Annotated in this window: 18 protein-coding genes and 3 tRNA genes; 10 read left to right on the top strand and 11 right to left on the bottom strand. The window is 69.4% G+C overall.

All coding sequences use genetic code 11. The features are described 5' to 3' along the window. Entirely contained in the window at positions 1 to 972 is a 972-nt protein-coding gene (locus M3Q35_RS06390; protein ID WP_273940716.1) for a hypothetical protein, read from the bottom strand. Positions 973 to 1,304: 332 nt separating this feature from the next. Here M3Q35_RS06390 and M3Q35_RS06385 point away from each other — a divergent pair, with 332 nt between their 5' ends. Both M3Q35_RS06385 and M3Q35_RS06380 read left to right on the top strand, forming a co-directional pair. After that, positions 1,305 to 2,510: an NAD(P)-binding domain-containing protein gene (locus M3Q35_RS06385; protein WP_273940715.1), complete on the top strand. Its 1,206-nt coding sequence runs from the start codon at positions 1,305 to 1,307 to the stop codon at positions 2,508 to 2,510. Then, positions 2,507 to 4,423: a thioesterase domain-containing protein gene (locus M3Q35_RS06380; protein ID WP_273940714.1), complete on the top strand. Its 1,917-nt coding sequence runs from the start codon at positions 2,507 to 2,509 to the stop codon at positions 4,421 to 4,423. The genes M3Q35_RS06385 and M3Q35_RS06380 overlap by 4 nt, the downstream gene beginning before the upstream one ends. Positions 4,424 to 4,463: 40 nt before the next feature. Here the strand turns inward: M3Q35_RS06380 and M3Q35_RS06375 are convergent, their stop codons facing one another. After that, positions 4,464 to 5,240 carry an SDR family oxidoreductase gene (locus M3Q35_RS06375; RefSeq protein WP_273940713.1) on the bottom strand — a complete coding sequence of 259 codons (777 nt, stop codon included), beginning with the start codon at positions 5,238 to 5,240 and terminating at the stop codon, positions 4,464 to 4,466. Between the two features lie 129 nt (positions 5,241 to 5,369). Between M3Q35_RS06375 and M3Q35_RS06370 the strand changes: the two genes are divergently transcribed. From M3Q35_RS06370 to M3Q35_RS06360, 3 genes are read left to right on the top strand one after another with little or no spacing between them, the layout of a single operon-like run. Continuing rightward, positions 5,370 to 5,558 (top strand): hypothetical protein, encoded by a 189-nt coding sequence (locus tag M3Q35_RS06370; RefSeq protein WP_273940712.1) that lies wholly within the window; start codon positions 5,370 to 5,372, stop codon positions 5,556 to 5,558. Next, a complete protein-coding gene (locus M3Q35_RS06365; RefSeq protein ID WP_273940711.1) occupies positions 5,555 to 6,076 on the top strand; it encodes an RNA polymerase sigma factor in 522 nt (173 codons plus the stop codon). The genes M3Q35_RS06370 and M3Q35_RS06365 overlap by 4 nt, the downstream gene beginning before the upstream one ends. After that, the gene (locus M3Q35_RS06360; protein ID WP_273940710.1) at positions 6,073 to 6,396 is read left to right on the top strand and encodes a helix-turn-helix domain-containing protein; all 324 of its coding nucleotides are present in this window, start codon (positions 6,073 to 6,075) and stop codon (positions 6,394 to 6,396) included. The genes M3Q35_RS06365 and M3Q35_RS06360 overlap by 4 nt, the downstream gene beginning before the upstream one ends. Positions 6,397 to 6,401: 5 nt before the next feature. Here M3Q35_RS06360 and M3Q35_RS06355 read toward each other — a convergent pair whose 3' ends face one another. The 3 genes from M3Q35_RS06355 to M3Q35_RS06345 are packed head-to-tail and all read right to left on the bottom strand — an operon-like array spanning position 6,402 to position 8,140. Next, positions 6,402 to 7,019: a mechanosensitive ion channel domain-containing protein gene (locus tag M3Q35_RS06355; protein WP_273940709.1), complete on the bottom strand. Its 618-nt coding sequence runs from the start codon at positions 7,017 to 7,019 to the stop codon at positions 6,402 to 6,404. Between the two features lie 51 nt (positions 7,020 to 7,070). Continuing rightward, entirely contained in the window at positions 7,071 to 7,592 is a 522-nt protein-coding gene (locus M3Q35_RS06350; RefSeq protein WP_273940708.1) for a hypothetical protein, read from the bottom strand. Beyond that, complete coding sequence (locus M3Q35_RS06345) at positions 7,589 to 8,140, bottom strand: type 1 glutamine amidotransferase domain-containing protein (protein WP_273944268.1); 552 nt, start codon at positions 8,138 to 8,140, stop codon at positions 7,589 to 7,591. Before M3Q35_RS06345 ends, M3Q35_RS06350 begins: the two co-directional genes overlap by 4 nt. Before the next feature lie 303 nt (positions 8,141 to 8,443). On the opposite strand from M3Q35_RS06345, the gene M3Q35_RS06335 reads away from it, so the two are divergent. Further along, positions 8,444 to 10,297, top strand: a complete 1,854-nt coding sequence (locus M3Q35_RS06335) for a transketolase (RefSeq protein WP_273940707.1) — start codon at positions 8,444 to 8,446, stop codon at positions 10,295 to 10,297. Here the strand turns inward: M3Q35_RS06335 and M3Q35_RS06330 are convergent. Beyond that, positions 10,211 to 12,571, bottom strand: coding sequence for an ATP-binding protein (locus M3Q35_RS06330; RefSeq protein WP_273940706.1), 2,361 nt, complete (start codon positions 12,569 to 12,571; stop codon positions 10,211 to 10,213). The two genes, M3Q35_RS06335 and M3Q35_RS06330, sit on opposite strands and share 87 nt — an antisense overlap. Positions 12,572 to 12,640: 69 nt before the next feature. Between M3Q35_RS06330 and M3Q35_RS06325 the strand changes: the two genes are divergently transcribed. Beyond that, on the top strand, positions 12,641 to 13,474 hold the full coding sequence (locus tag M3Q35_RS06325) for a hypothetical protein (RefSeq protein WP_273940705.1): 834 nt from the start codon (positions 12,641 to 12,643) through the stop codon (positions 13,472 to 13,474). On the opposite strand, the gene M3Q35_RS06320 is transcribed toward M3Q35_RS06325, so the two are convergent. Continuing rightward, positions 13,472 to 13,546, bottom strand: a tRNA-Ala gene (locus M3Q35_RS06320). The two genes, M3Q35_RS06325 and M3Q35_RS06320, sit on opposite strands and share 3 nt — an antisense overlap. A gap of 24 nt (positions 13,547 to 13,570) precedes the next feature. On the opposite strand from M3Q35_RS06320, the gene M3Q35_RS06315 reads away from it, so the two are divergent. Together M3Q35_RS06315 and M3Q35_RS06310 are read left to right on the top strand one after the other, a co-directional pair. Next, positions 13,571 to 14,959 carry a vWA domain-containing protein gene (locus M3Q35_RS06315; RefSeq protein ID WP_273940704.1) on the top strand — a complete coding sequence of 463 codons (1,389 nt, stop codon included), beginning with the start codon at positions 13,571 to 13,573 and terminating at the stop codon, positions 14,957 to 14,959. Further along, positions 14,956 to 16,764, top strand: coding sequence for an ATP-binding protein (locus M3Q35_RS06310; RefSeq protein ID WP_273940703.1), 1,809 nt, complete (start codon positions 14,956 to 14,958; stop codon positions 16,762 to 16,764). Before M3Q35_RS06315 ends, M3Q35_RS06310 begins: the two co-directional genes overlap by 4 nt. Here the strand turns inward: M3Q35_RS06310 and M3Q35_RS06305 are convergent. The 4 genes from M3Q35_RS06305 to M3Q35_RS06290 form a co-directional block, all read right to left on the bottom strand. Next, positions 16,761 to 17,864: a leucine-rich repeat domain-containing protein gene (locus M3Q35_RS06305; RefSeq protein ID WP_273940702.1), complete on the bottom strand. Its 1,104-nt coding sequence runs from the start codon at positions 17,862 to 17,864 to the stop codon at positions 16,761 to 16,763. The two genes, M3Q35_RS06310 and M3Q35_RS06305, sit on opposite strands and share 4 nt — an antisense overlap. Next, positions 17,861 to 19,180, bottom strand: a complete 1,320-nt coding sequence (locus M3Q35_RS06300) for an SDR family NAD(P)-dependent oxidoreductase (RefSeq protein ID WP_273940701.1) — start codon at positions 19,178 to 19,180, stop codon at positions 17,861 to 17,863. Before M3Q35_RS06300 ends, M3Q35_RS06305 begins: the two co-directional genes overlap by 4 nt. A 104-nt stretch (positions 19,181 to 19,284) precedes the next feature. Further along, positions 19,285 to 19,356, bottom strand: a tRNA-Glu gene (locus tag M3Q35_RS06295). A gap of 5 nt (positions 19,357 to 19,361) precedes the next feature. After that, positions 19,362 to 19,441 (bottom strand) — tRNA-Ser (locus M3Q35_RS06290). 213 nt (positions 19,442 to 19,654) lie between these two features. On the opposite strand from M3Q35_RS06290, the gene M3Q35_RS06285 reads away from it, so the two are divergent. Further along, on the top strand, positions 19,655 to 21,223 hold the full coding sequence (locus M3Q35_RS06285) for a purple acid phosphatase family protein (protein ID WP_273940700.1): 1,569 nt from the start codon (positions 19,655 to 19,657) through the stop codon (positions 21,221 to 21,223). Positions 21,224 to 21,243: the final 20 nt, after the last annotated feature.

The raw sequence follows: 21,243 nt of genomic DNA, 5'->3' as shown, positions 1-21,243 counted from the left end.
TCAGCCCTGGCAGCTCCACTGCGCGGGGAGCGGGGTGCCGTTGGTGAAGGAGCCGGCGGCCACGCCGGAGTCGGTGATGGTGGCGGCGCTCCACGAGCTGGCGCCCTCTGGCGCGCCGAGCACGCCGTCGACCTGGCCGCGGTGCCAGAGGTAGTGGCTGGCGCCGCTGTCACCGACGACCTGGTCGGCGGCGTTGACGGCGAAAGCGTTGCCGTTCTCGACAAGGTCGGCAACGACGGCGCCGGTGAAGTCCCACTCAACGGCGTTGGAACCGGAACGGCCGACGATGTGACCGTCGTGCACGCCCCGAGCCTCGATCCAGTCGTGAGGCGTCTCGGCCTGCAGTTCGACGGTGGAGCGGCCGGCGGTGAACAAGAAAGCCCGGCCGCTCCACGTGGAGGCGACGATGTTGCCCAGCTCGTCGATGGCGGTGTACGCGGCGTCCTCGCCGGGCGGCAGGTCGAGGTAGGTGACCTGATCGGGGTGATCAACGTTCCATACGCCGACGTGGACCCGGGCGCCGTCGAGCACGGTGGCGACGACCTGCCCGGCGTTGTTGACGCCGACGGCCTCGCCGTTCAGCGACCGGGTGCCGTTGCTCAGCGTCGACCAAGCGCCGTTGTGGTAGATCACCGGGGTCGACACACCGACCTCGGGGTAGGTCGCGCCGGCAAGGTCGCCGGCGTCGTTGACGTCGAACGCCTCGGTGTCGACGCCGCGGCCGCCGACCAAGGTCGGACTACCGTTACGCCAGACGGCAACCTGGTGTGCCCCACCGTGATCGCTGACGACGCCGACGAACGAGCCGTTGGCCGACGAGCCGGTGACCCAGCCGCGGTCGACACCGGCCGGCAACGCCAGGGCACTGGCCTCCCACCGGCAGATGTGCGCCGGCGCGCCATCGGCGACCGCGGGCGTGATGACGGCGGCCAGGCCGATGATCGAGATGACTGTGAGCAGACGTGTTCCCACGACAGAGTCCCCCTCGGGCTCAGATGCAGTGAGCCGAGTCTGTCACGGAATCCGACGGTAGGCGATCACTTCCGCCGAGTAGTCGCGCGGCGGGCACCCGGCGTGGTCTACCGGAGCCGAGCATGGGTCGGGTACGCGTCCCGCGCGAGGGCCGGATCGACCACGTTCGCATTCACAGCGAACACGGGTGCTTGCAGCCAGTGGTCGAAGGGCTGCCACAGGGTCCTACGACTCTGGACGGAAGTACCCTCGACCGGTCGCCGACCCGGGTGGTAACGCGGAGATCGGCTTCGGCGACTTCACGCGCAACTCTCATCCACAGTGGAGGACGCGTGACATCCGTTGCCGTCATCGGGGCCGGGCCGTACGGGCTGTCCATCGCCGCGTATCTGCGCGACTACGGTGTGAACACTCGCGTTTTCGGTATTCCGCTGGACACGTGGCGTAGCCACATGCCGGCCGGAATGCTGCTCAAATCGGACGGTTTCGCCTCAAACGTGTACGGACCCAAGGCAGTCGGCACATTGGTCGAGTACTGCCAGGAGCGCTCGATCCCGTATCACGAGACCGACATCCCGGTGCCGCTCGAGGTCTTCAGCGACTACGCGGTGGACTTCCAGCGCCGGTTCGTGCCGGATCTCGAAGAAGTTCTGGTCACGAGTTTGTCGCGCAACGGCAACGGCTTCCGACTGAAGTTGACGGACGGTCAAGAAGTGCTCGCCGACCGTGTCGTGTGCGCGGTCGGCATCAGCCACTTCGCCGTGCGGCCGACCGAGCTGGCCGGGCTGCGCCCGGAGCTGGTCAGCCACGCCTACGACCACCACGACCTGAGCCAGTTCGCCGGCAAGCACGTGACGGTGATCGGCGCGGGTTCGTCGGCCGTGGACACCGCCGTGCTGCTCAGCGACAACGGCGCCACGGTTTCGTTGGTGGCGCGAAGCAATGTGGTGAAGTTCGGCGGCAAGCCGGAGCCGCGCGGCCTGTGGGAGAAGCTCCGCAGCCCGTCCTCCGGCGTCGGCCCCGGCCTGCGGAACTGGCTGTGCGAGGCGATGCCGTCACTGTTCCGCTTCCTGCCAGGGGAATTCCGGCTGCGACTGATCAAGACACACCTCGGCCCGAAGTCACCGTGGCACATGAAAGCCCGCTTCGACGCCAACGTGCAGACCCACCTCGGACGGTCCATCGTGGCCGCGCGCGAAGTTGACGGCCGGGTAGAGCTGAACCTCGGCGGCGAGACGCTGACCACCGATCACGTGCTGACAGCAACCGGTTACTATCCCGACCTGGCCCGGCTGGAGTTCCTCGACGACGGCCTGCGGCGCGCGGTCCGCAGCCACGCCCGGATGCCCATGGTGTCCAAGTGGTTCGAGAGTTCCGTGCGTGGCCTGTACTTCGTCGGACCGGCCGCGGTGAACACCTTCGGCCCGCTGATGCGGTTCATGGTCGGCGCCGAGTACGTGGCGCCGCGGGTCGCGCACCATCTGGCCGACCGCCCCGGCCTGGTCGGCTCCCGCCGCAGACGATGGCTGGTCCGGTGATCGTCTACAAGGCCGGCGGGGTGCGGATCGACCTGGTCCGCGAGGGTTCCGCCGGCGCGCTGGTGCTCGTGCCGGGCCTGGAGGGCGATCCGGAGGAGCTGGCCGGTGTGATCGCCGGCTACACCGGGACAGAGACTGTCTACTGTGCGGCGCCGATGCTGGTCGACGACGACGGCGAGGCGATCGAGACGGTCGAGCGGATGGCCGAGTTGATGATCGTCGCGTTGGACGAGGTCGTCGATTCCGGTTACCACCTCGGCGGTTACTCGTTCGGCGGGCTGATCGCGTGGGAGATCGCCCAGCAGCTCAAGGCTTCCGGCCGGCAGCCGGGGCAGGTGTTCCTGATCGAGGCGATCTTCGACGAGCGGTTCTGGAACCGTCGCCTGTGGCTGATCGCGATGCGCCGGCGGGGCATGAACCAGCTGGCACGGATCCGTCAGTTGCCGCTACGTCAAGCATTGGGCGAGTTCGGGTTGCGTGGGCAGCGGTTGCTGCGGCGGCTGGCCCGGAGATCATCCGGCGGCGAGGCGACCTCGGTGTCCACCGGCGAGACGGAGGCCGGCGAGCGGGCGTATCGGGCGATGCCGCGCTACCAGCCGACGTTCTACGACGGCCCGGTGACCGTGCTGGCCGCGACCGACAATCGGCATTTCGGTTGCGACACGGCCGAATGCTGGCAGGGACTGGCCCGCGAGATGTATGTGCGGCGGATCGTCGGTGATCACCTCACGATCGTCAGCTCGGCCGAGGCGGCAGCGCACGTGGGCGACGGCATCGCGCGGCACCTGAACAAGGGGCCGGGAGTTCGGCCGGCGCCGGGCTTCGAGCGGGTGCTGATCGTGTCGACCATGCGGTGGTTCTCCGCCGCGCGGTTGGCTGATGCCATGACCGAGGCCGGCTTCACGGTATCGGTGTGCCGGCCGTCCGGTCATCCGGTGGACGTGGTCGACGGGTTGGCCGGTTCGTACGTGCTGCACCGGACGCGGCCGCTGCGCTCGATCGCACGGGCGATTGCCGCGTCCAGCCCGGATCTGGTCATGTGCGACGACGAGCGGTCGCTGGTTCTGTTGCGCCGCTTGCATTCTCGACGTCCGGACGCCGTTTTGGCGCGGTCGCTGGGTGACTGGACGAAGTTGATGTCCCGGACCGGCGTGGCCGAGAACGCGCGGGCCGCCGGGGTTGACGCGCCGGAAACCTCCGTGATCACCGATCCTGGTGTGCTGCACGAGTTTCCGGTGGTGCTCAAGACCGACGGCAGCTCCGGTGGCCGGGGTGTCGCGGTGGTCGAGCAGGCGTCGCTGGCCCGGTCGTGGCGGGCGATCTCCCGTCCGCCGGCGCCGCATGTGGCCGTGAAACGCGCTCTGATCAACCGGGAGCTGCATTCCCTGGCGGCGACGGTGTTGCGCCGCAAGCCGATCGTGAACGCGCAGGGGTTCCGGGCCGGCAAGGACGCCATCGCCACCGTGGCCTGCCGTGACGGCGAGCTGCTTTCCTTGGTGTGCCTGGAGGTTGTGCTCGCCGAGGAGCTGCGCGGGCCGTCAGCGGTGGTACGGGTCATCGATCATGCCGGCATGGCCGAGGCTGCCCGGCGGATCGTCCGGCACTTCGGACTCAGCGGGTTCTGCGGTCTCGACTTCGTCATCGACGCGGACGGGACGGCCTGGCTCATCGAGGTCAACGCCCGCGTCACGCCGACCTGTCACCTGCTGTTCGACGCCCCACGCCCGATCGGGCAGGTGCTCGCGCTCTTCCCGTTCGAGCACGGGGCTTCCGCGTACGCCGACTGTGTCGACGTACCCGTGCGGGCCCCACTGTTGGCCGAGCGCGGCCAGCAACTCCTGTCCCGGCAACGGCATCCGGTGCTGCGGCGGGTCCGCACGTGGACCCGGCGCGCCAGACCCGAACTGACGTAGGGCTCTACGGTGCGGGACAGGTCCTCCTGTCCCGCATCGGTCAGAGCTCGACGCCCAGCCCGATCGTCGTGCTCAGGCCGCCGTCCAGCGGGATCACCGCGCCCGTCATGAAGGTCGTCGCCGGCGCCGCCAGGTAGATCGCCGCCGCGCCCACGTCCTCCGTACGGCCGATCCGGCCCACCGGGCTCTTGGCCCGGATCTCGTCGCCGCGTTCGGCCAGCGCCGCGTCCATCATCTTGCTCGGAAACGGCCCCGGCGCGATCGCGTTGACCAGGATCTTCGGCGCCAGCTCGGCCGCCATGTGCCGGGTCAGGTGGTGCAGCGCCGCTTTCGAGGCACTATAGGAGAAGTTCTTGAACCCCGGCACGACCAGGCCGTCGATCGAGCCGATGTTGATCACCCTCGCCGGATCCTCCTCGGTCGTCGACGCCTCCAGTAGCGGCCTCGCCAGCTGCGTCAGCACGAACGGCGCCCGCACGTTCAGGCCCATCACCTTGTCCCAGGCCGAGTCCGGGAACTCGTCGAACGCCGCTCCCCACGTCGCGCCCGCGTTGTTCACCAGCACGTGCAGCTCGTCCCCCACCTGCCCGATCAGCCGCTCGCACTGCGCCCGGTCCGACACGTCCGCCGGCACCGCCGTCACGTCCCCGTACCGCTCCAGCTCCCGCCGCGCCCGCTCACACGCCTCCACCTTGCGCGACGAGATGATCACCCTCGCCCCGGCGCGCAGGTAGCACTCCGCGATCATCCGCCCGATCCCCCGGGTTCCCCCGGTCACCAGCGCCACCTTGCCGCTGATCGAGAACAGCTCCTGCACGGGTTCCCCTTCCCAGGCCACGTCGCCTGGACGATACCGCTCGGCCGAACGAGTGATTCTCGGACTGCCACAGCTGCGGCTGGACAAAATGACGGCCGGTTCCGACTAGGTGGTGAAAGGGGGCACCACATGGCCGACTTCTGGGGATTCGCGATGGTGGCGACACCCGTCGCGGCAAGGACCATCGTCGCGCTGATCCGCGACCGATCGCGCCGCGCCGGTCTGGAACAGCTGGCCCGGGACGCTTCCGCCGGCATCCATATCGTCGACCGGGACGTTGCCGGGGCGTGCCTCGAGATCACGGTGCCGCCCCGGTGAGCCGCCCCGACTTCGACGCCTTCTACCGCAAGACCGTGGAAAGCACGCTGCGAGCGGCCTTACGGGTGTCCCGCGATCGACACGTCGCCCTCGATGCCACCCAGGATGCCTACGTCGTGATGCTCGAACGCTGGGACCTGCACGCCATGCGCTCGCTCGACGCCAACCATCGGTACGTCATCGGCATTGCGGTGAAGAAGGTCGCCACCTGGTATCGCGCCCAGAGCCGATTCGAACCAGCCGAGCTGGACCATGGCGGCGACGAGCCGGGGTATGACCGGATTCTCGACGATCTCGCCGTGCTGTCGCGGGTCCGGGCGCTGATCGACCGACAGCCGCGACGGCGACGAGAGGTTGCCGCCCTCCGCTTTCTTGCCGGCTGGACATACCGCGAGATCGCAAGGTGGCTGGACATGAACGAATCCACTGTGGGCTCACATACAAAAGAGATGGTCGACCAGCTACGACCGCTCATCACAGAGCTGACCAACACCACGAAACGAGGCGAACCGTCATGACCGAGCCGGACGAGACCGCCGCCCGAGACGCGGTAAGGCATGCACACGAGACTGATCCGGAGCCGGTGGGCTTCGACGTCGACGCCGGCCTCGCGGACGTCTACACACGGGCAGCCAACCCGCCGTTCGGCCTGACACGGCGCGAACTCGACGTGGCAACGCTGGCGGCGGCAGGCAGGACGGCCGTGCAGATCGCCGATCAGCTGTCGCTCAGCCGGCAGTCTGTCAGTCGGCTCCTGCGCCGGGCCTACGCCAAGCTCGGGGTCACCAGCCGCACTGACGTGGGCCGCGCCCTCGAACCGCGCGCCCGCCAGGACTGACCACCTCACTCCGCCTCGTGCAGGCCGACGGTGACGCCGGCGGCCAGGACGCCTGCGTTGGGCAGCAGCAGGGTTCCGTTCTCGGCGGCCAGGGTCACGTAGGTCAGCCCCAGTGCCCGCACCCGGCCGGTGAACGGCCCGTTCAACGCGCCGGACCGCACTTCGATGGTGTCGCCGACACGAAAGGGGTGCACCATCAGGATCATCAGGCCGGCGAAGACGTTGCCGAGGGTCTGCTGGGCGGCGATACCGACGACGACACCGGTCAGGGCGCCGCCGACGACGAGCTGCTGCAAGGGGATCGCCAACACGCTCAAGGCGGTCAACACGACGATGCAGTAGCCGACGGCGGAGATGACGACGGCCAGGACCGAGCCGGCGGATCCCATGCCGCGGCGGGCCAGGCGGGCGTCGACGTAGTCGGCGATCCGCCTGGTCGCCAAGACGCCGGCGATCACGAACAACAGGGCGCCGGACAACGAGATCGCCTTCGAGATGACGGGGTCGTGCACGGGGATCAGCCCGGCCTCCGGGGCGTTCACCACGATCAGGCAGACGACGGCCAACACCACCCACACGAGTGGCCGGCGCAGTCGGACAGCGTTCTCCTCCATTCGGGTCATGAAGATCGCCTACCCACGCGCCCCGGGGGCACAAACAACGGGTAGCGCGTTTCACAACCTCGTCTCGCGGGCCCGTCGCAGCGCCTCGGCGACCTGCGCACGGACCTTCTCCCAGTCGTCGGCCAGCTCGCCATGCTCGGGCTCGACGGCCAACAGCGTCTCCACGACCCGGCCCACCACATCGGGGTGGCCCAGCGGCGCGGGCTCCACCCGCACGGACTCGTCGCTCACGAAGGTCCGCAGCACAACGCCGTTCTCGGCCAGCTCAGACCGCACGACCTCGGCCGTCGGCGTCGGATCGACGATCACCACCGAGTTCACCTGGTCAGCGTGGTGCACCGCCAGCCGCAGCACGGCCTCGGTTCCCGCGCCGCTGGACACCAGGTGCACCGGGCCGAGCCCGGCCAGCAGCGCATCGATGCCGTCCAAGCCGGTGTAGCGGGCCCAACCGATGCGCAGGTGCTCGGCCAGCGGCCGCCACGTCGCCGGAAGCGCGCCGTGATCGGCCAGCCCGGCCGGGTCGAGGACCAGCACCGTCGGCCCGGTCGGCGGTCCGTGCCAATCCAGCGTCACGTCCGCGCCTCGGCGAATTCCCGCACCAGCGCCTCGCAGAACGCCGGCAGGTCGTCGGGGTTTCGGCTGGTGACCAGGCCGCCGTCGATGACGACTTCCTTGTCCACCACCGTGCCGCCGGCGTTGCGGATGTCGGTCCGTACGCTCGGGTACGACGTCAAGGTCCGGCCACGCACGACGTCGGCCTCGACCAGCAGCCACGGGCCGTGGCAGATGGCCGCGACCGGCTTGCCGGCCTCGAAGAAGTCGTGCACGAGCGACACGGCCCGGTCGTTCTGCCGCAGCTTGTCGGGATTCGTGGTGCCACCGGGCAGGATCAGCGCGTCGAAATCGTCCACAGTGGCGTCATCGACGGCGACGTCGACGGCAAACGTGTCGGCCGCGTTGACGTCGGCATTCATCCCCTGGATCTCGCCGTCCTTGATGGACACGAGTTTCGCGACGCCGCCGGCCCGTTCCACGGCCGCCATGGGCTCGGTCAGCTCCACCTGCTCGACGCCGTCGGTGGCCAGGATCGCGACCGTACGGCCGCGCAGCTGCTCGGACATCACTGCCTCTCTCGGGTTGGCGTACCGATCGGGTTCCTCCTCGGCGAGCCGCTGGTCCAGCGTCTCGCCCTCGCGTTCCTCACGGGGCGTGGTGCCGAACCGGTCCGCCGCCGACCAGTCCTCGGGCGGCTCCACGCCGCCCTCCAGCGGATCGGTGCCCAGCTCGTCCTCGTCGAGCTGCTCGCTGGTGGTCAGGTCGGGATCGGGTGGGCTCGTCATGACTGTCCGGGTACCCCGTCGACACGGCTCAAACTCGTGGCCGATCCGACGTTGAGGCCGGCCGAGCCGGGGTAGCCCACCCGTATGAGCGACAACCAGGCCGATTTCCGGCGCGAGCTCGGGCAGCAGCTGCGGGTCGACTCGGTCCGCCTGGCGGCCGACGCCGGCTCGGGCCACCCGACCTCGTCGATGTCCGCGGCGGACCTGATGGCGGTGCTGCTGGACGGGCACCTGCGCCTCGACTACGACAATCCGCACGCTCCGGACAACGATCACCTGATCTTCTCCAAGGGCCACGCGTCGCCGCTGTACTACAGCATGCTCAAGGCGGTGGGGGCGATCGACGCCGACGAGTTCGCCACGTACCGGCAGTTCGGCAGCCGGCTGGAGGGGCACCCGACTCCCCGGATTCCGCCGACCGACGTCGCCACTGGCTCGCTGGGCCAGGGGCTTCCGGTCGGTGTCGGGATCGCCTTGGCCGCGCAGAAGCTTGACCGTCTGCCGTACCGGGTTTGGGTGCTGTGCGGGGATTCCGAGATGGCCGAGGGGTCGATGTGGGAGGCCTTCGAGCACGCTGCCCACTATGGACTGTCCAATCTGGTCGCCATTGTCGACGTGAACCGGTTGGGGCAGACCACCGAGACCATGCTCGGCTGGGACGTCGAGACCTACGCTGCCCGCGCGCGGGCGTTCGGTTGGCACGCGATCACGTTGGACGGGCACGATGTCGAGGCCATCGAGGTCGCCTATGCCGCGGCCGAGGTGACCGACCGGCCGACAGTGTTGTTCGCCCGGACCAAGAAGGGCAAGGGTGTCGCGGCGGTCGAGGACCTGCCCGGCAAGCACGGCAAGCCTTTGGACGACCCCGAGGCCGCCATCGCCGAGTTGGGCGGCGTCCGGGATCTCAGCGTGTCGGTGGCCAAGCCTGAATCGTGCTCCCCGCATACGTTTGCGGTGCCCGGTGGTTCGCTTCCCGTGTGGGACACCGGTTCTCACGTCGAGACCAGGTTGGCCTACGGCAAGGCCTTGGCCGCCCTCGGGTCTCTGCGCGGCGATGTGGTGGCCTTGGACGGCGAGGTGTCGAATTCCACCCACAGCGAGGAGTTCGCGCACGCGCATCCCGACCGCTACTTCGAGATGTACATCGCCGAGCAGCAGATGATCGCCGCCGCGGTCGGCATGCAGGCCCGCGGTTGGGTGCCGTTCGCCTCGACCTTCGCCGCGTTCTTCTCCCGGGCCTACGACTTCATCCGCATGGCCGCCATCTCCCGTGCCGACCTCCGTCTTTCCGGCTCCCACGCCGGCGTTTCCATCGGTCCTGACGGCCCGTCGCAGATGGCCTTGGAGGACATGGCTTCGTTGCGGGCGGTGCACGGCAGCGCCGTGCTGCACCCCTCCGACGCCAACCAGACCGCCCGTCTCGTCGAGGAAATGGCGACTCGCAAGGGCATTTCCTATCTCCGCACCCTTCGCAGCAAGACCCTCGTCCGCACGTCCCCCGACGAGGACGTGCACATCGGCGGCAGCCGCACCCTCCGGTCCACTTCGGACGATCGCGTCACCTTGATCGGCTGCGGCATCACGGTCGAGGAGACCGACCGCGCCGCCGAACTCCTTGCCGCCGAAGGCATCCAGGCCCGCGTCGTGGATTGCTACTCGATCAAGCCCATCGACGCCGACACCCTCATCGCCGCCGCCCGCGACACCCACGCCGTCATCGTCGCCGAGGACCACTGGCCCGAGGGCGGCCTCGGCGACGCGGTGTTGGACGCCCTCGCCGGCTTGGACGAGCCCGTGATCGTGCGCAAACTGGCGGTCCGCATCATGCCCACCTCCGGCACCCCCGAGGAACTACTCCGCGCCGCCGGCATCGACGCCGAAGCCATCGCCGCCGCCGCCCGCGAGGTCCTGGCCTCCCGACACGCCGCGGTCAGCTAGTTCTCGCACAAACTCGAGATCCTCCGGAGCGTCGATCTCAGCGAAGATCGCCATCGACCGTTCGAAGCAGTCCGCGGCCGTGTCGGGCTCGCCGAGTGCGCGGTGGGCCCGGCCCAGGTAGCTCAGGATCGTGGCCACGCCGAACTCGTCGCCGAGCTCCCGGTGCCGGTCGATCGCCCGCAACCCGTGCTCGATCGCTTCGGTGTGGCGATCGGCCCGCCGGTAGATCTCAGCCATCCGGATCAGCGTCTCGCTTTCCTCGAACATGTCGCCGACCTCCCGAAAAATGGCCAGTGCCCGCTGATAGGCGTCGATGGCCTGGTCGAACCGCATGGCGTCGGCATAGGCGCCGGCCATTGTCCGAAGCGACCATGCCTCGCCTTCCCGGTCGCCCAGCTCGCGGTGGAGCGACAGCGCGCGCTCGAGTTCCTCCTCTCCCCGCGCGGTGTCTCCCATTTTCACCAGGACACCCGCGATGCTCGACAAGGTGGCCGCAAGGCGATGACGGTCGCCGCTGGCCACGGCCGCCGGCACCGCAGTCCGATAGGTCGCCAACGCCTCCCGAAAACGGCCGCGTTTCTCTTCGACAGCGGCGAGGTTCACCAGTGTGGCGGCCTCGCCGCGACGGTGGCCGAGCTGCCGGTACAACGCGGCCGCCTGGCGTTGCCGATCGGCAGCCTCATCCGGGCGGCCCCGGTGCAGCTCGGCGTTGCCCAGGTTGGTCAACGCCGCCGCCATGCCGGCCCGATCGCCAAGGAACCCGTGGATTGCGAGAGCCTGCTCGAGACTCTCGATCGCGTCGTCGCCGCGGCCGCGCAGCCCCTGATAGGCGAGGCCGAGGCTGTTCAGCGCGTCCGCCTCGGCCGTGGCGTCGCCCAGGATGCGGGCGGCGGTGAGCGCGAGTTCGCCGGCCGTCGCCCAGGTCAGCCAGTACCGCCGGAAGTCGAAGTAGGGCACCAGGGAAAGGCCGATGTCCCGTACGACTTCGGGCAAACCCCCGTCGCCGGCCAGTTCGGCGACGGCCATCGTGTTGGGCAGTTGGGCGTCCAGCCAGGCGACGGCACCAGCCCGGTCCCGGAATCGGTCCGAGCTGGCCAAGTCCGGCTCCAGGTGGCTCACCGCCGCCTTCACCACGTCCCGGTAGTGCATCGCGAGGCGTTCGATCGCGGACTCGTCGTTGTCTTCGGCAAAGCGTTCCACCGCGAAGAGCAGGACCAGGTCGTGCATGGTGTACCAACCATGCTCCTCCCGGACCAGGTGGGCACGGGTCAGGCCGTCCAGCAGACGGCGGGTGGCGGTTTCGGGCCGATCGGCGAGCGCAGCGGCAGTCTCTCGGTCGAGAAAGGGGCCGGGATGGGCCGCGAACAGGCGAAACAGGCGGGCCTGTTCGTCGGGGAGGCTCCGATACGACGCCATGAACACCGAACGGACCGCGTACGAATCGCCGTAGGCCAACTCCCCTAGCCGGTCCTGTTCGTCGGCGACGGTCGAGACCAGGTCGGCGACCGGGCGATCGGGGTGGTCGGCGAGGACCTGGGCGATGATCCACAAGGCCAGGGGCAGGCCACCGCACAGGTCGACCAAAGCCGCGGCCTCGACGGGCTCGTCCGAAATGCGGGTGTCGGAGGGATTGGCGGCGCGGAGGGCGTGGTCGAGGACTTCGACGCCGTCCGCAACAGGCAAAACGTCGAGGGAAAGGCGGCGGGCGCGGGGAATGGGCAGGGTGACGCGGGCGGTGACGAGCATGCGGTGCTCGGGGCGGCCGGGAAGAAGCGGCAGCACCTGGGAGACGTCGGAGGCGTTGTCGGCGAGCACGAGGACGGGCTGACCGTCGTCGGCAAGGGCGGACAAGACCGTGCGGTAGAGGTCTTCGAGGTCGGCCTGTTGCTGGGGGATGTGCTCGTCGGCCACGCCGAGCATCCGCGACAAAGTCGACAAAGCGGATGAAGCGCTCACGCGGCGGGTGGAGTCGTAGCCGTGCAGGTCGATGAACAGCACGCCACCGGCGAACTGGGCCTGACGGGCGGCGTGGACAGCGAGGGTGGTCTTGCCGACGCCGCCGAGCCCGGCGATGGTGCACACGGCCTGCTCACTGGAGGGCGAAAGAACGGCGGCGAGGACGGCGAGTTCGGCGGACCGGCCGGTGAGGCGGTCGACGGCGGGGAGCCCGGCAAGACCGGTCGGCACCGGCCGAGACTCGTGGAAGTGCACGCCGCCGCTGATCCGCCGCGCCTGCACGACGTTCCGCGCGATCCCGGAGAACTCGTTGCGCACCCGCCGAGTATGACCGCTCCCACCGGAAATACGGCGTGCCCGGGCCGGGGGCTCTGCGATACTTCCGCGGTGAAGGGTGGGAACTACGGGGCGGGCGTGCACTTCCTGCTCTCGCTGATCGAACCGAAGGACGCCGCGGCCGTGCGCGAGCGCTTGGGCATCCAGCTGCCCAAGCAGTACGCGGACAGCACCGCGGCGCAGGACCTGCTCCGCCTCGACGCACCTAAAGTGGTGTGGTTCTGGATGCTGGAGCGGGACGACCCGGCCACCAACCTGCTGGTGTTCCACCAGCACACCATCCCCGACGTGCTCAAGCGAGACATCCTGCGGGGCCGGGCATTCGGCCCCGCCCGCGAGCCGCTGACGGTGCCGACGACCTGCCCGGGGAGGTCGTGCACGCATCGTGAGCCGGAGATCTTCGCCGGGCCGCGGGGCGTGATCGGCGAGCTGCGCCACGCGCGTACGCTGGGCCTGGCCCGGGAGGCGGTCCAGGCGGTCGGCGTGCGGGACTGGGACAACGTGGCCGGGGCCGACCGGGTGCAGCCGCTGTCCGGTTACACCCGGTGGGCGCTGGCCGAGCGGATCGACTGCCCGCCTGAGGTTCGGGCCCAGTTCGGGTCGCACGCCAAGTTCACCAACCGGCTGCGCGACGCGGGCATCGTCGAGCTGCGCGAGTACGTCGAGCAAAGCCGGCCGCCGCAGCGGATGCTCGAAGTGCTGCAAGCCGGCGCCCAGCTGTTCCCGCAGCGGGCGGGCGAGGCGGCCGCGCTGCTGGCGCCGTTGGTACGAGCCGAGATCGGGGCCGACCCGGACGCCTGGGCGGTGCTGGCCCAGCTGCTGCCGACGTTCGCCGGCACGCTGCCGGAACTGCTCCGCACCTGCGGAGCCATTGCAAGTAGGTGACGGGCGGCTGGATTCGAACCAGCGTATCCACCATGCGATAGTGGCGCGACTGCCTCTGCGCTACGACCCGTCGACTCGGATCTTACAGAGGGAGAAATGGAGCACCGCAAGCGGTTGCCGGTCGTCGACCTGACCGATCGCCGCGCGCTGGCCGACTGGCGGCCGGCCGCGCCCGAGGTGATCGCCGAGGCGCGGCGCCTCAAAGAGGCTGCCCTGCTGGACTTCGGCCTCAACGACTCGGTGGTCGGCTCGTGGCTGTTCGCCAAGTGCCCGCACCAGATCGCCACCACGGCAGTCGACACCGCCGCGGTGGTGGCCTCCGGCGACGGCACCTGCCTGCTGCTGTTCAACCCGGACTTCTTCGTCGGCATCGGCTTGGATGGCGTCAAATTCGCGCTGTTCCACGAGGCTCGGCACCTGGTGCACCGACACCTGTTCGCCGACCAGGAACTCCGCGACGACCCGGTGTTCACGCTGGCCGCCGAGGTCGCGATCAACCACGTCGGCCTGGTTCGACTCAAGCAGGGACTGCCGGTGCTGGACGGCAAACCGATCGGCATCGAGCCGGCGAAGATCCACGCGCTGTACCGGGAGGACTTGACCGCACACGGCCTGGTTCCGTTGGAGTACCGGGACTTCGTCGATACCGACCTGACCGTCTACACCGAACTCAAGCGCATGAAGCACCCGCCGGTGCCGCCGCCGCTGTGCGTGCACGTGACGCATCAGATTCCGTCCGACCAGGAGACGGTCGACTCGGTGGTGTCGTCGACCTTGCTGAACTCGCTGCTGGCCGCCCGTCGGGGCAATTCCGGCGCCGAGCAGGAGCTGCTGGACCTGATGGGGCGCACCGAGGACGGTGCGAGCAAGGCCTGGGACAGGCTCGGCGCGGGCGTGCTGCGCGGCACGACGGCGAAGACGGGCAAGGTCGACTGGTGGCAACGCTGGCTGGTCGACGTGCTCGGCTCCAAGCTGCGCGAGGGCGAACGCCTGGTGTACCCCAAAAAGCGCGGCGCGGTGCTGGCGATGCTCGGCCACGAGCCCATGCTGTCCCGCTGCGGTCCGGTGCGGGACAAGGTGTTGGTCATCGCCTACGACACTTCCGGCTCCATGCCGCAGGGTGTGGTGGACTGGATGATCGAGCTGGTCGGCGGCATCGACGGCGTGCAGGCGCACTGGTTGTCCTTCGACGGCGTGGTCATGCCGTTCAAGCCGGGCGAGCGCGTGCTCGGCGGCGGCGGAACGAGCTTCCAGAACGTCGTCGACTACGTGGAAGGCAAGTCCACAGTGGACGGCAAGCACTTCGAGGAACGCCCGGACGCCGTGATCATGCTGACCGACGGCTACGCCCCACACGTGACGCCGGCCGAGCCGGACAAGTGGATCTGGCTGATCACCGAGGGCGGCGACGACTGGCCCGACACGCACACCCCACCCATGGCCTGCCACCGCGTGCGGCCCGTGACCGGAAGACCGAGCCGATGACGACGTCCCAGACCTGGCGGCCCAACGCGACCTACCGGACGCCGCCCGATACCGGCTCCCGATTGGCCTCGTTCATCGACGCGATGATCGACATCGGCCAGACCGGGCAGGTCTTCGGCCCGCACGGCATCGGCAAGACGGCGACCTTCTTCTCGCACATCAGGGAGTCCTATCCGGACACCGCGCTGGTGTTCGTGCCGGCGGCCAATCTCACGCCGGACGACCTGCTGGTCAACGCCCCGGTGCGGGAGGACGGCGAGCTGGTGCTGCGGCAGCTGGTGATGAGCCAGCTGCGGCCGGGCAAGCCGTTCGTACTGCTGATCGACGACTCGCTCCAGGCCGGCGAGACCATCCAGTCGCAGCTCATGCAGATCGCCTGCAACTGGACGCTCGGCGAGCACGATCTGCGGCAACTCGGCTGTGTCGGCGTGTTCCTGACCGACAACGAGTCGCTGGCCGAGACCTCGGCCCGGCGCAGCGATCTAGCCATCCTCGACCGCATGGTCACCGTGCGGGTGACCGCGAACGACACCGCCTGGCGCACGACCTTGGCGGCCCGCCATCGCGACTGGAACCTCCAGCCGTTCTTCGACGTGTGGAAGTCGCTCGGCCCGGAACTGCGGGAGTTGTTGTCCCCCAGGACGATGGAGCACGTCCTGGCCAACGCGCGCGAGGGATTCCCGCTGCGCTGGGCGTTGCCGCTGGTCAACGGCGAGCGGCTGCGGCTGGCCGAGACGCGCGGGCAGAAAAGCATCGACCGCACGAAGGAGATCCTCGACCGGTTGGCCACTGCTCTCGGCGTCGAAAACCCTTCGACAATCCCGGATCCGGTGCGGCAGGTGCTACGGGCGGCGCTGCGCAACCGCTGGTGCGTGCTGCTCCAGGGGCCGCCCGGCTGCGGCAAGACCGAACTGGTGCGGGAGACGATCCGCACCGAACTCGGCCACGAGCCGCTGTACTTCTCGTTGCCGGTGACCAATGTCGAGGACCTGTGCGTGCCGTTGCCGACCGCCGACGGCACGCTGGAGAACCTGCTGTCGCGGCCGTTCACCGGCGACGGGTCGAAGGCGATCGTGTGGGACGAGTACAACCGCCCCAAGGACAAGGCGGCCTTCGCCCGGCTGATGGAGATCACGCAGGAGTGGTCGCTGGCCGGCCAGCCGATCCGTGGGCTGCGGGCCCAGGTGGCGATCCAGAATCCGCCGTATCACCTGGGCCGCAAGCTTCTGGTCTCCCGCAACAACATCGCCCAGGCCACCCGGTTCACCGTGTCGCTTCAGGTCGACCCGGGCGACATCCCGGCCAACGAGTGGCTGATCGCCCAGTACGGCAGTGTCGCCGAAACCGTGCTGGAGTGGTGGAAACACGACATCGACGACGAAGGCCGGGAGTGGATCACCAAGCGCACCTTGGAGCGCTTGGTCAAGCTCCACCGCCGCGGCCTGCCCCTGGAACTGGCCACGATCTATCTCGGTGACGGCGAGTACGCCCCCGTGCCGCTCACCGCGTTGATCGATCGCCTGGCCAACCGCCAGGTCACCGGTCTGGCCGAGATCGCCGCCGACGTGCGCCACTGGGAATCCCGGCTACGGTCCGAGGCCGCGTCGCCCGAGGGCGGCAACGGCGGCGACCTCGTGCACCAGGTGCTGGCCAACGCCGAGCTCTCCCAGCTGCGCCGGCACAGCAAGGTCGTCACGCGGCTGGTCGCCCTGCTGCCGCCCAAGCTACGGGCCACGTACCTGGTCGGCGTGGCCGAGGACCGACAGCGCTTCTGGATCGAGGTCTTCGCGAAGATACCGCGCTAGGCCAACGGTTGGCGGTGCACACTGCGCACCGCCGCCACGTCCTCCGGCACCGGAGGACGAGCGGGAATGGTGGCGCTCAAGGCATCGAGGCGTTGCCGAATGCTGGTCGCAACGCCCTTGCCGAGCGCGAAGCGGGTGGGCGTGGCGGCGTGCTGAGCGCCGTCCAGGAGGCGATGAGCAGCGCGGCTGGTGAGGCCGGTGTTGGTCAGCACGAGGTGCTGCAACCGGTGCGGCGCGATCAAGGCGGCGGCGATGGCGGTGGTGGCGGACTCGTCGAGCCGGTTTCCTTGGGCACCAAGGACCTTGGCCGCACGGACCCGCCCGAGGTCGCAGACCTCGACGCCGGCCCGGGCCGCGGCGATGACCAGGCGTGCTGCGGCCTGCGGACCGATTCCGTTGCTGGCCAGGGAGATTCGGCGCAGCCGACCGGGCTTGACGGCATCGGCGATGGTGTTCGCCCCGTCGTCACCGAGCTGGGCGGCGGACACGTACAGCTCGCTCACGGTATCGGCCGCCAGCAACGCCGCCAGGTGCACCGCACCGGCCGGTCCGAGCGGATTGCCACCCAGATAAAGCCTTTCGATCCGCCGGCCGGCCTGCTGAGCCGCGATGACCGCCGCCACCACCCGACCGACGGCATCGGCGTCGAGGTCGGTCTGAACGAGGTCGATGGTCCGCAGCGACCGGGCCGACTCCATGATCGCCGCCACCGCATCCCCGTCACCGATGGGGTTGCGCTTGAGCCAGATGCCCGTCACCGCACTGGCCTGGGGCGACATCCGCAGGTTGTCAGCGATGCGACACACTCCCCCGGCCGTGATGCCGTTGCAGCCCAGGTAAAGCGTCTCCACCTCGCGCGAGACCGCCTCCGCTGCCACCTCGGCCGCGCCGTCGCCGAGACCGTCAGTGCCGAGCAGCAGGTGTCGCACCACACCGGGCCGCAACGACTCCGCCACCAGCGCCGCCCCCTCCGACCCGATCGCCGACTTGCACAGGTCGAGCCGCCCGTCCGGCAACGCCGTGCCAGTCGGAAAGTCCAGCCGCTCGGCGGTGGCCACGCCGGTACGCAGCCACGTCAGCAACGGCTCGAGCTGGCTCACCACGCGGCCTCCCGGTAGTCCTTGAGGAACACGCCAGCGAAAGGCGTGCCCTGTTCGCCACGCACGATGGGGTCGTACACGCGGGCGGCACCGTCCACAATGTCCAGTGGCGTGCGGAAACCGTCGGAGGCCAGCCGGGCCTTCTTCGGGGCGGGGTTCTCGTCGGTGATCCAGCCGGTGTCGACGGAGCACATGTACACGCCCTGGGCGGCCAGATCGGGCCCGGCGGTGCGGGTCAGCATGTTCAACGCCGCCTTGGCCATATTGGTGTGCGGATGACCGGAAGTCTTGTTGCGCACGGCAAAGCGCCCCTCGACGGCGGTCACGTTGATCACGTAGCGACGTGGCCGGGGCGACGCGAGCAGCAGCGGCAGCAGCCGGTCGCACAGCAGCGTCGGCGCGAGGGCGTTGACCAGCTGCGTCTCCAGCACCTCAGCGGCATCGAGCTCACCGACCCGAGCGGACCAGGAGTTGACCGGCGCCGTGTCGGGCAGCAGCCCGGCCTCGTCGATCTCGGCCAGCGCCAGGGCACCGTGACTCGGCCCCAGTGCGAGCATGGGGCTGAAACCCGGCGCCAGCAAGGCGTTCGCCGGCAGCGCGCCGGTCTCGCCGCCGATGAGCGCGGCGTACGACGACGGCGGCCGGCGCACGGTCTGGGCGGCGTTGTTGATCAGGATGTCGAGCGGCCGGCCGTCCGAACGCAGCGACTCGGCCAGGCCGAGCACCTGGCGCGGATCCCGCAGGTCGATCCCGACGAGCGTGAGCCGATCGAGCCACTCGGCGCTGCCCGGCACGGCCTCGAAACGCCGCTGGGCGTCACGCGGGAACCGCGTCGTGACCAGCAGCTCGGCCCCGTCCCGCAGCAACATCAAGGCCAGTTGGAAGCCGATCTTGACCCGGCCCCCGGTCAGCAGCGCGCGGCGGCCGCTCAGGTCGGCGACCGCCTCCCGCCGATCCAGGTTCTCCCGGGCGCAAAGCGGACAAAGCCGGTGATAGAACGGATCGGCGAGCTGGTACGGCTCCTTGCAGATGTAGCAACGCCGACCCCGGGCCAACGGCCGGGCGACGGCCTCCGGGTCAGGCCGTAGCGGCGCGTCCTCGCGGCGGTCGCGCCCGCCGGTCGCCGTCACGGCGTCGATGGCCGCATCGGCCTGCGCCCGTTCGGCCGAGCGGACCTTCTTCCGCTGCTGCCGCCCGTCACGGGAGAACGACTCCGCGACCCGCTCCGCCTTGAGGCGCACGGGATCGTCGGCCGGCAGCGCCCGCAGCCGGGCCACTGTGTCGTGGAACACCGCCAGCTCGGCCTCGGTGATCATGCTCCCCTCCGTTCCCCGGCATCGGGGGTCCCGGGGTCGCCCCCGGAAAGCGATGACGGACGACGTGGCTCGCGCTGTCCGCGAGCACACGCTGCCCGAGTCCGTGGTCCCGGCCGGATTCGAACCGACGTGTCCGCCTGGAGAGGGCGGGGCGCCTGCCCCTGCGCTACGGGACCGAGCCTGCCAGGGCGGCCGGATTCGAACCGGCGTGAGCTCCGGATTAGCTGTCCGATGCGCCTGCCTCTGCGCTACGACCCTGGCATTGCCGGCCATCCTAGCGGCCCGCCGACTTTCCCCATCGCGGAAATGAAATGTCCGATCCCACGCCGGCCGCCACGCCTGACTCGATCAACCGTGACCGCCGGTGACGAGTTTCGACACCGGTTCCACGCAGCTCCAGGCCGATAACCACCGATCGCGGCCACCGATGTGACTCTTGACACTAAATAGGAAACTTTCCTAACTTTTTCGTTCATGCGGGAGACATCTGGACGCCGGCTCACGTTGGCCGAGCAACATGAGCAGTACACGGCTCGCTACTCGCGGCGCGCGCTGTTCCGTGCCGGGGCGGTCGGTGGCGCGGCGCTGGCGGTGGGCGGCGTGCTGCCGGCGACCGCCTCGGCCGCAACGAACCTGCCTACGCCCAAGGCCGTGGACAAGGTCGCGGGCTCGTCGCTGCGGCCCTTCGGCCGGCACATCGCCTTCGGCGCGGACCCCTCACAGCAGGTGGTCGTGTCCTGGCAGGTGCCGGCCGCGGTGACGGCGCCGTTCATCCGGATCGGCACCAGCCCGACCGACCTCGGCCAGGCGATCGCCGCCGAGGTCCGCACGCTGACCAGCCAGCTGTCCTGGCAGAAGCCGACCGAGGACGAGCCGCTGATCAAGCCGAAAACCGTTGTGCAGTACTACCTGCACGCCCGGCTCGACCAGCTCGTCCCGGACACCACGTACTACTACGTGGTTGGCCACCAGGGCTACGACCCGGCCGGCCGGCTCGACGGCGTCGCCACGTTCCACACCGCGCCGGCCGTCGGCAAGGGCAAGGGCTTCGGCTTCACCGCTTTCGGCGACCAGGGCGTCGGCTACAACGCGACGGCCACCACCACGCTGATCGCCGGCCTGTCCCCCGCATTCCACCTGCACATGGGCGATCTGAGCTACGCCAACTCGAGCGGCGGCGGCGACACCACCGACGAGTACGACGCCCGCATCTGGGACCACTTCTTCAACCAGAACGAGCCGGCCGCCGCGCAGATCCCGTGGATGATGGCGATCGGCAACCACGAGATGGAGCCGTGGTACGCCGCCGACGGCTACGGCGGCGTGCGGGCCCGCTTCTCCATGCCGGACAACGCCTGGAGCGGTTCGACCGGCATCTACTCGTGGCGCTACCAGAACGTCGGCCTGATCAGCCTGGACGGCAACGACATCTGCTACAACACGCCGGCCAACCTGAACTACACCAAGGGAAAGCAGCTGGCGTTCCTGAAGAACACGCTCAAGGCGATGCGGGCCGACGCCACCATCGACTTCATCGTGGTGTACTTCCACCAGTGCCTGTACTCCACGTGCCAGGACAACGGGGCCGAGCTCGGCGCGCAGCAGCAGTGGGCGCCGCTGTTCGACCAGTACAAGGTGGACGTCGTCCTCAATGGACACAACCACATCTACGAGCGCACCGACCCGATCCGCGCCGGCAAGGCCACCCGCAAGCTGGCCTCGGGCGACACCGTCACCCCGGCCAAGGACGGCACGACCTACGTGGTGGCCGGCGGCGGGGGCGGCGGCATCTACAAGTTCCCCGGCTCGGACACCTATATGGGCCACGAGACCAGCAATGACGGCACGCAGCCGATGAAGGTGTCCGATGAGGGCGGTCACGACAAGACGATCAAGGTGACGTGGTCCCGCGTCCGCTACACCGGGTATTGCCTTGTCGCCGTTGACGTCGTGCCAGGCACGGCGACCACGCCGGCGAAGATGACCGTGCGGTCGCTGACGGAGGACGGCACTGCCGTCGACCAGTTCACCGTCAGCCGATAACCTCGGTGAGCTCCGGCAGG

It is taken from the genome of Kutzneria chonburiensis (assembly GCF_028622115.1).
GTDB lineage: Bacteria > Actinomycetota > Actinomycetes > Mycobacteriales > Pseudonocardiaceae > Kutzneria > Kutzneria chonburiensis.
Note: the sequence above shows the minus strand (reverse complement) of the source record. Positions and strands in the feature narration are given on the sequence as shown.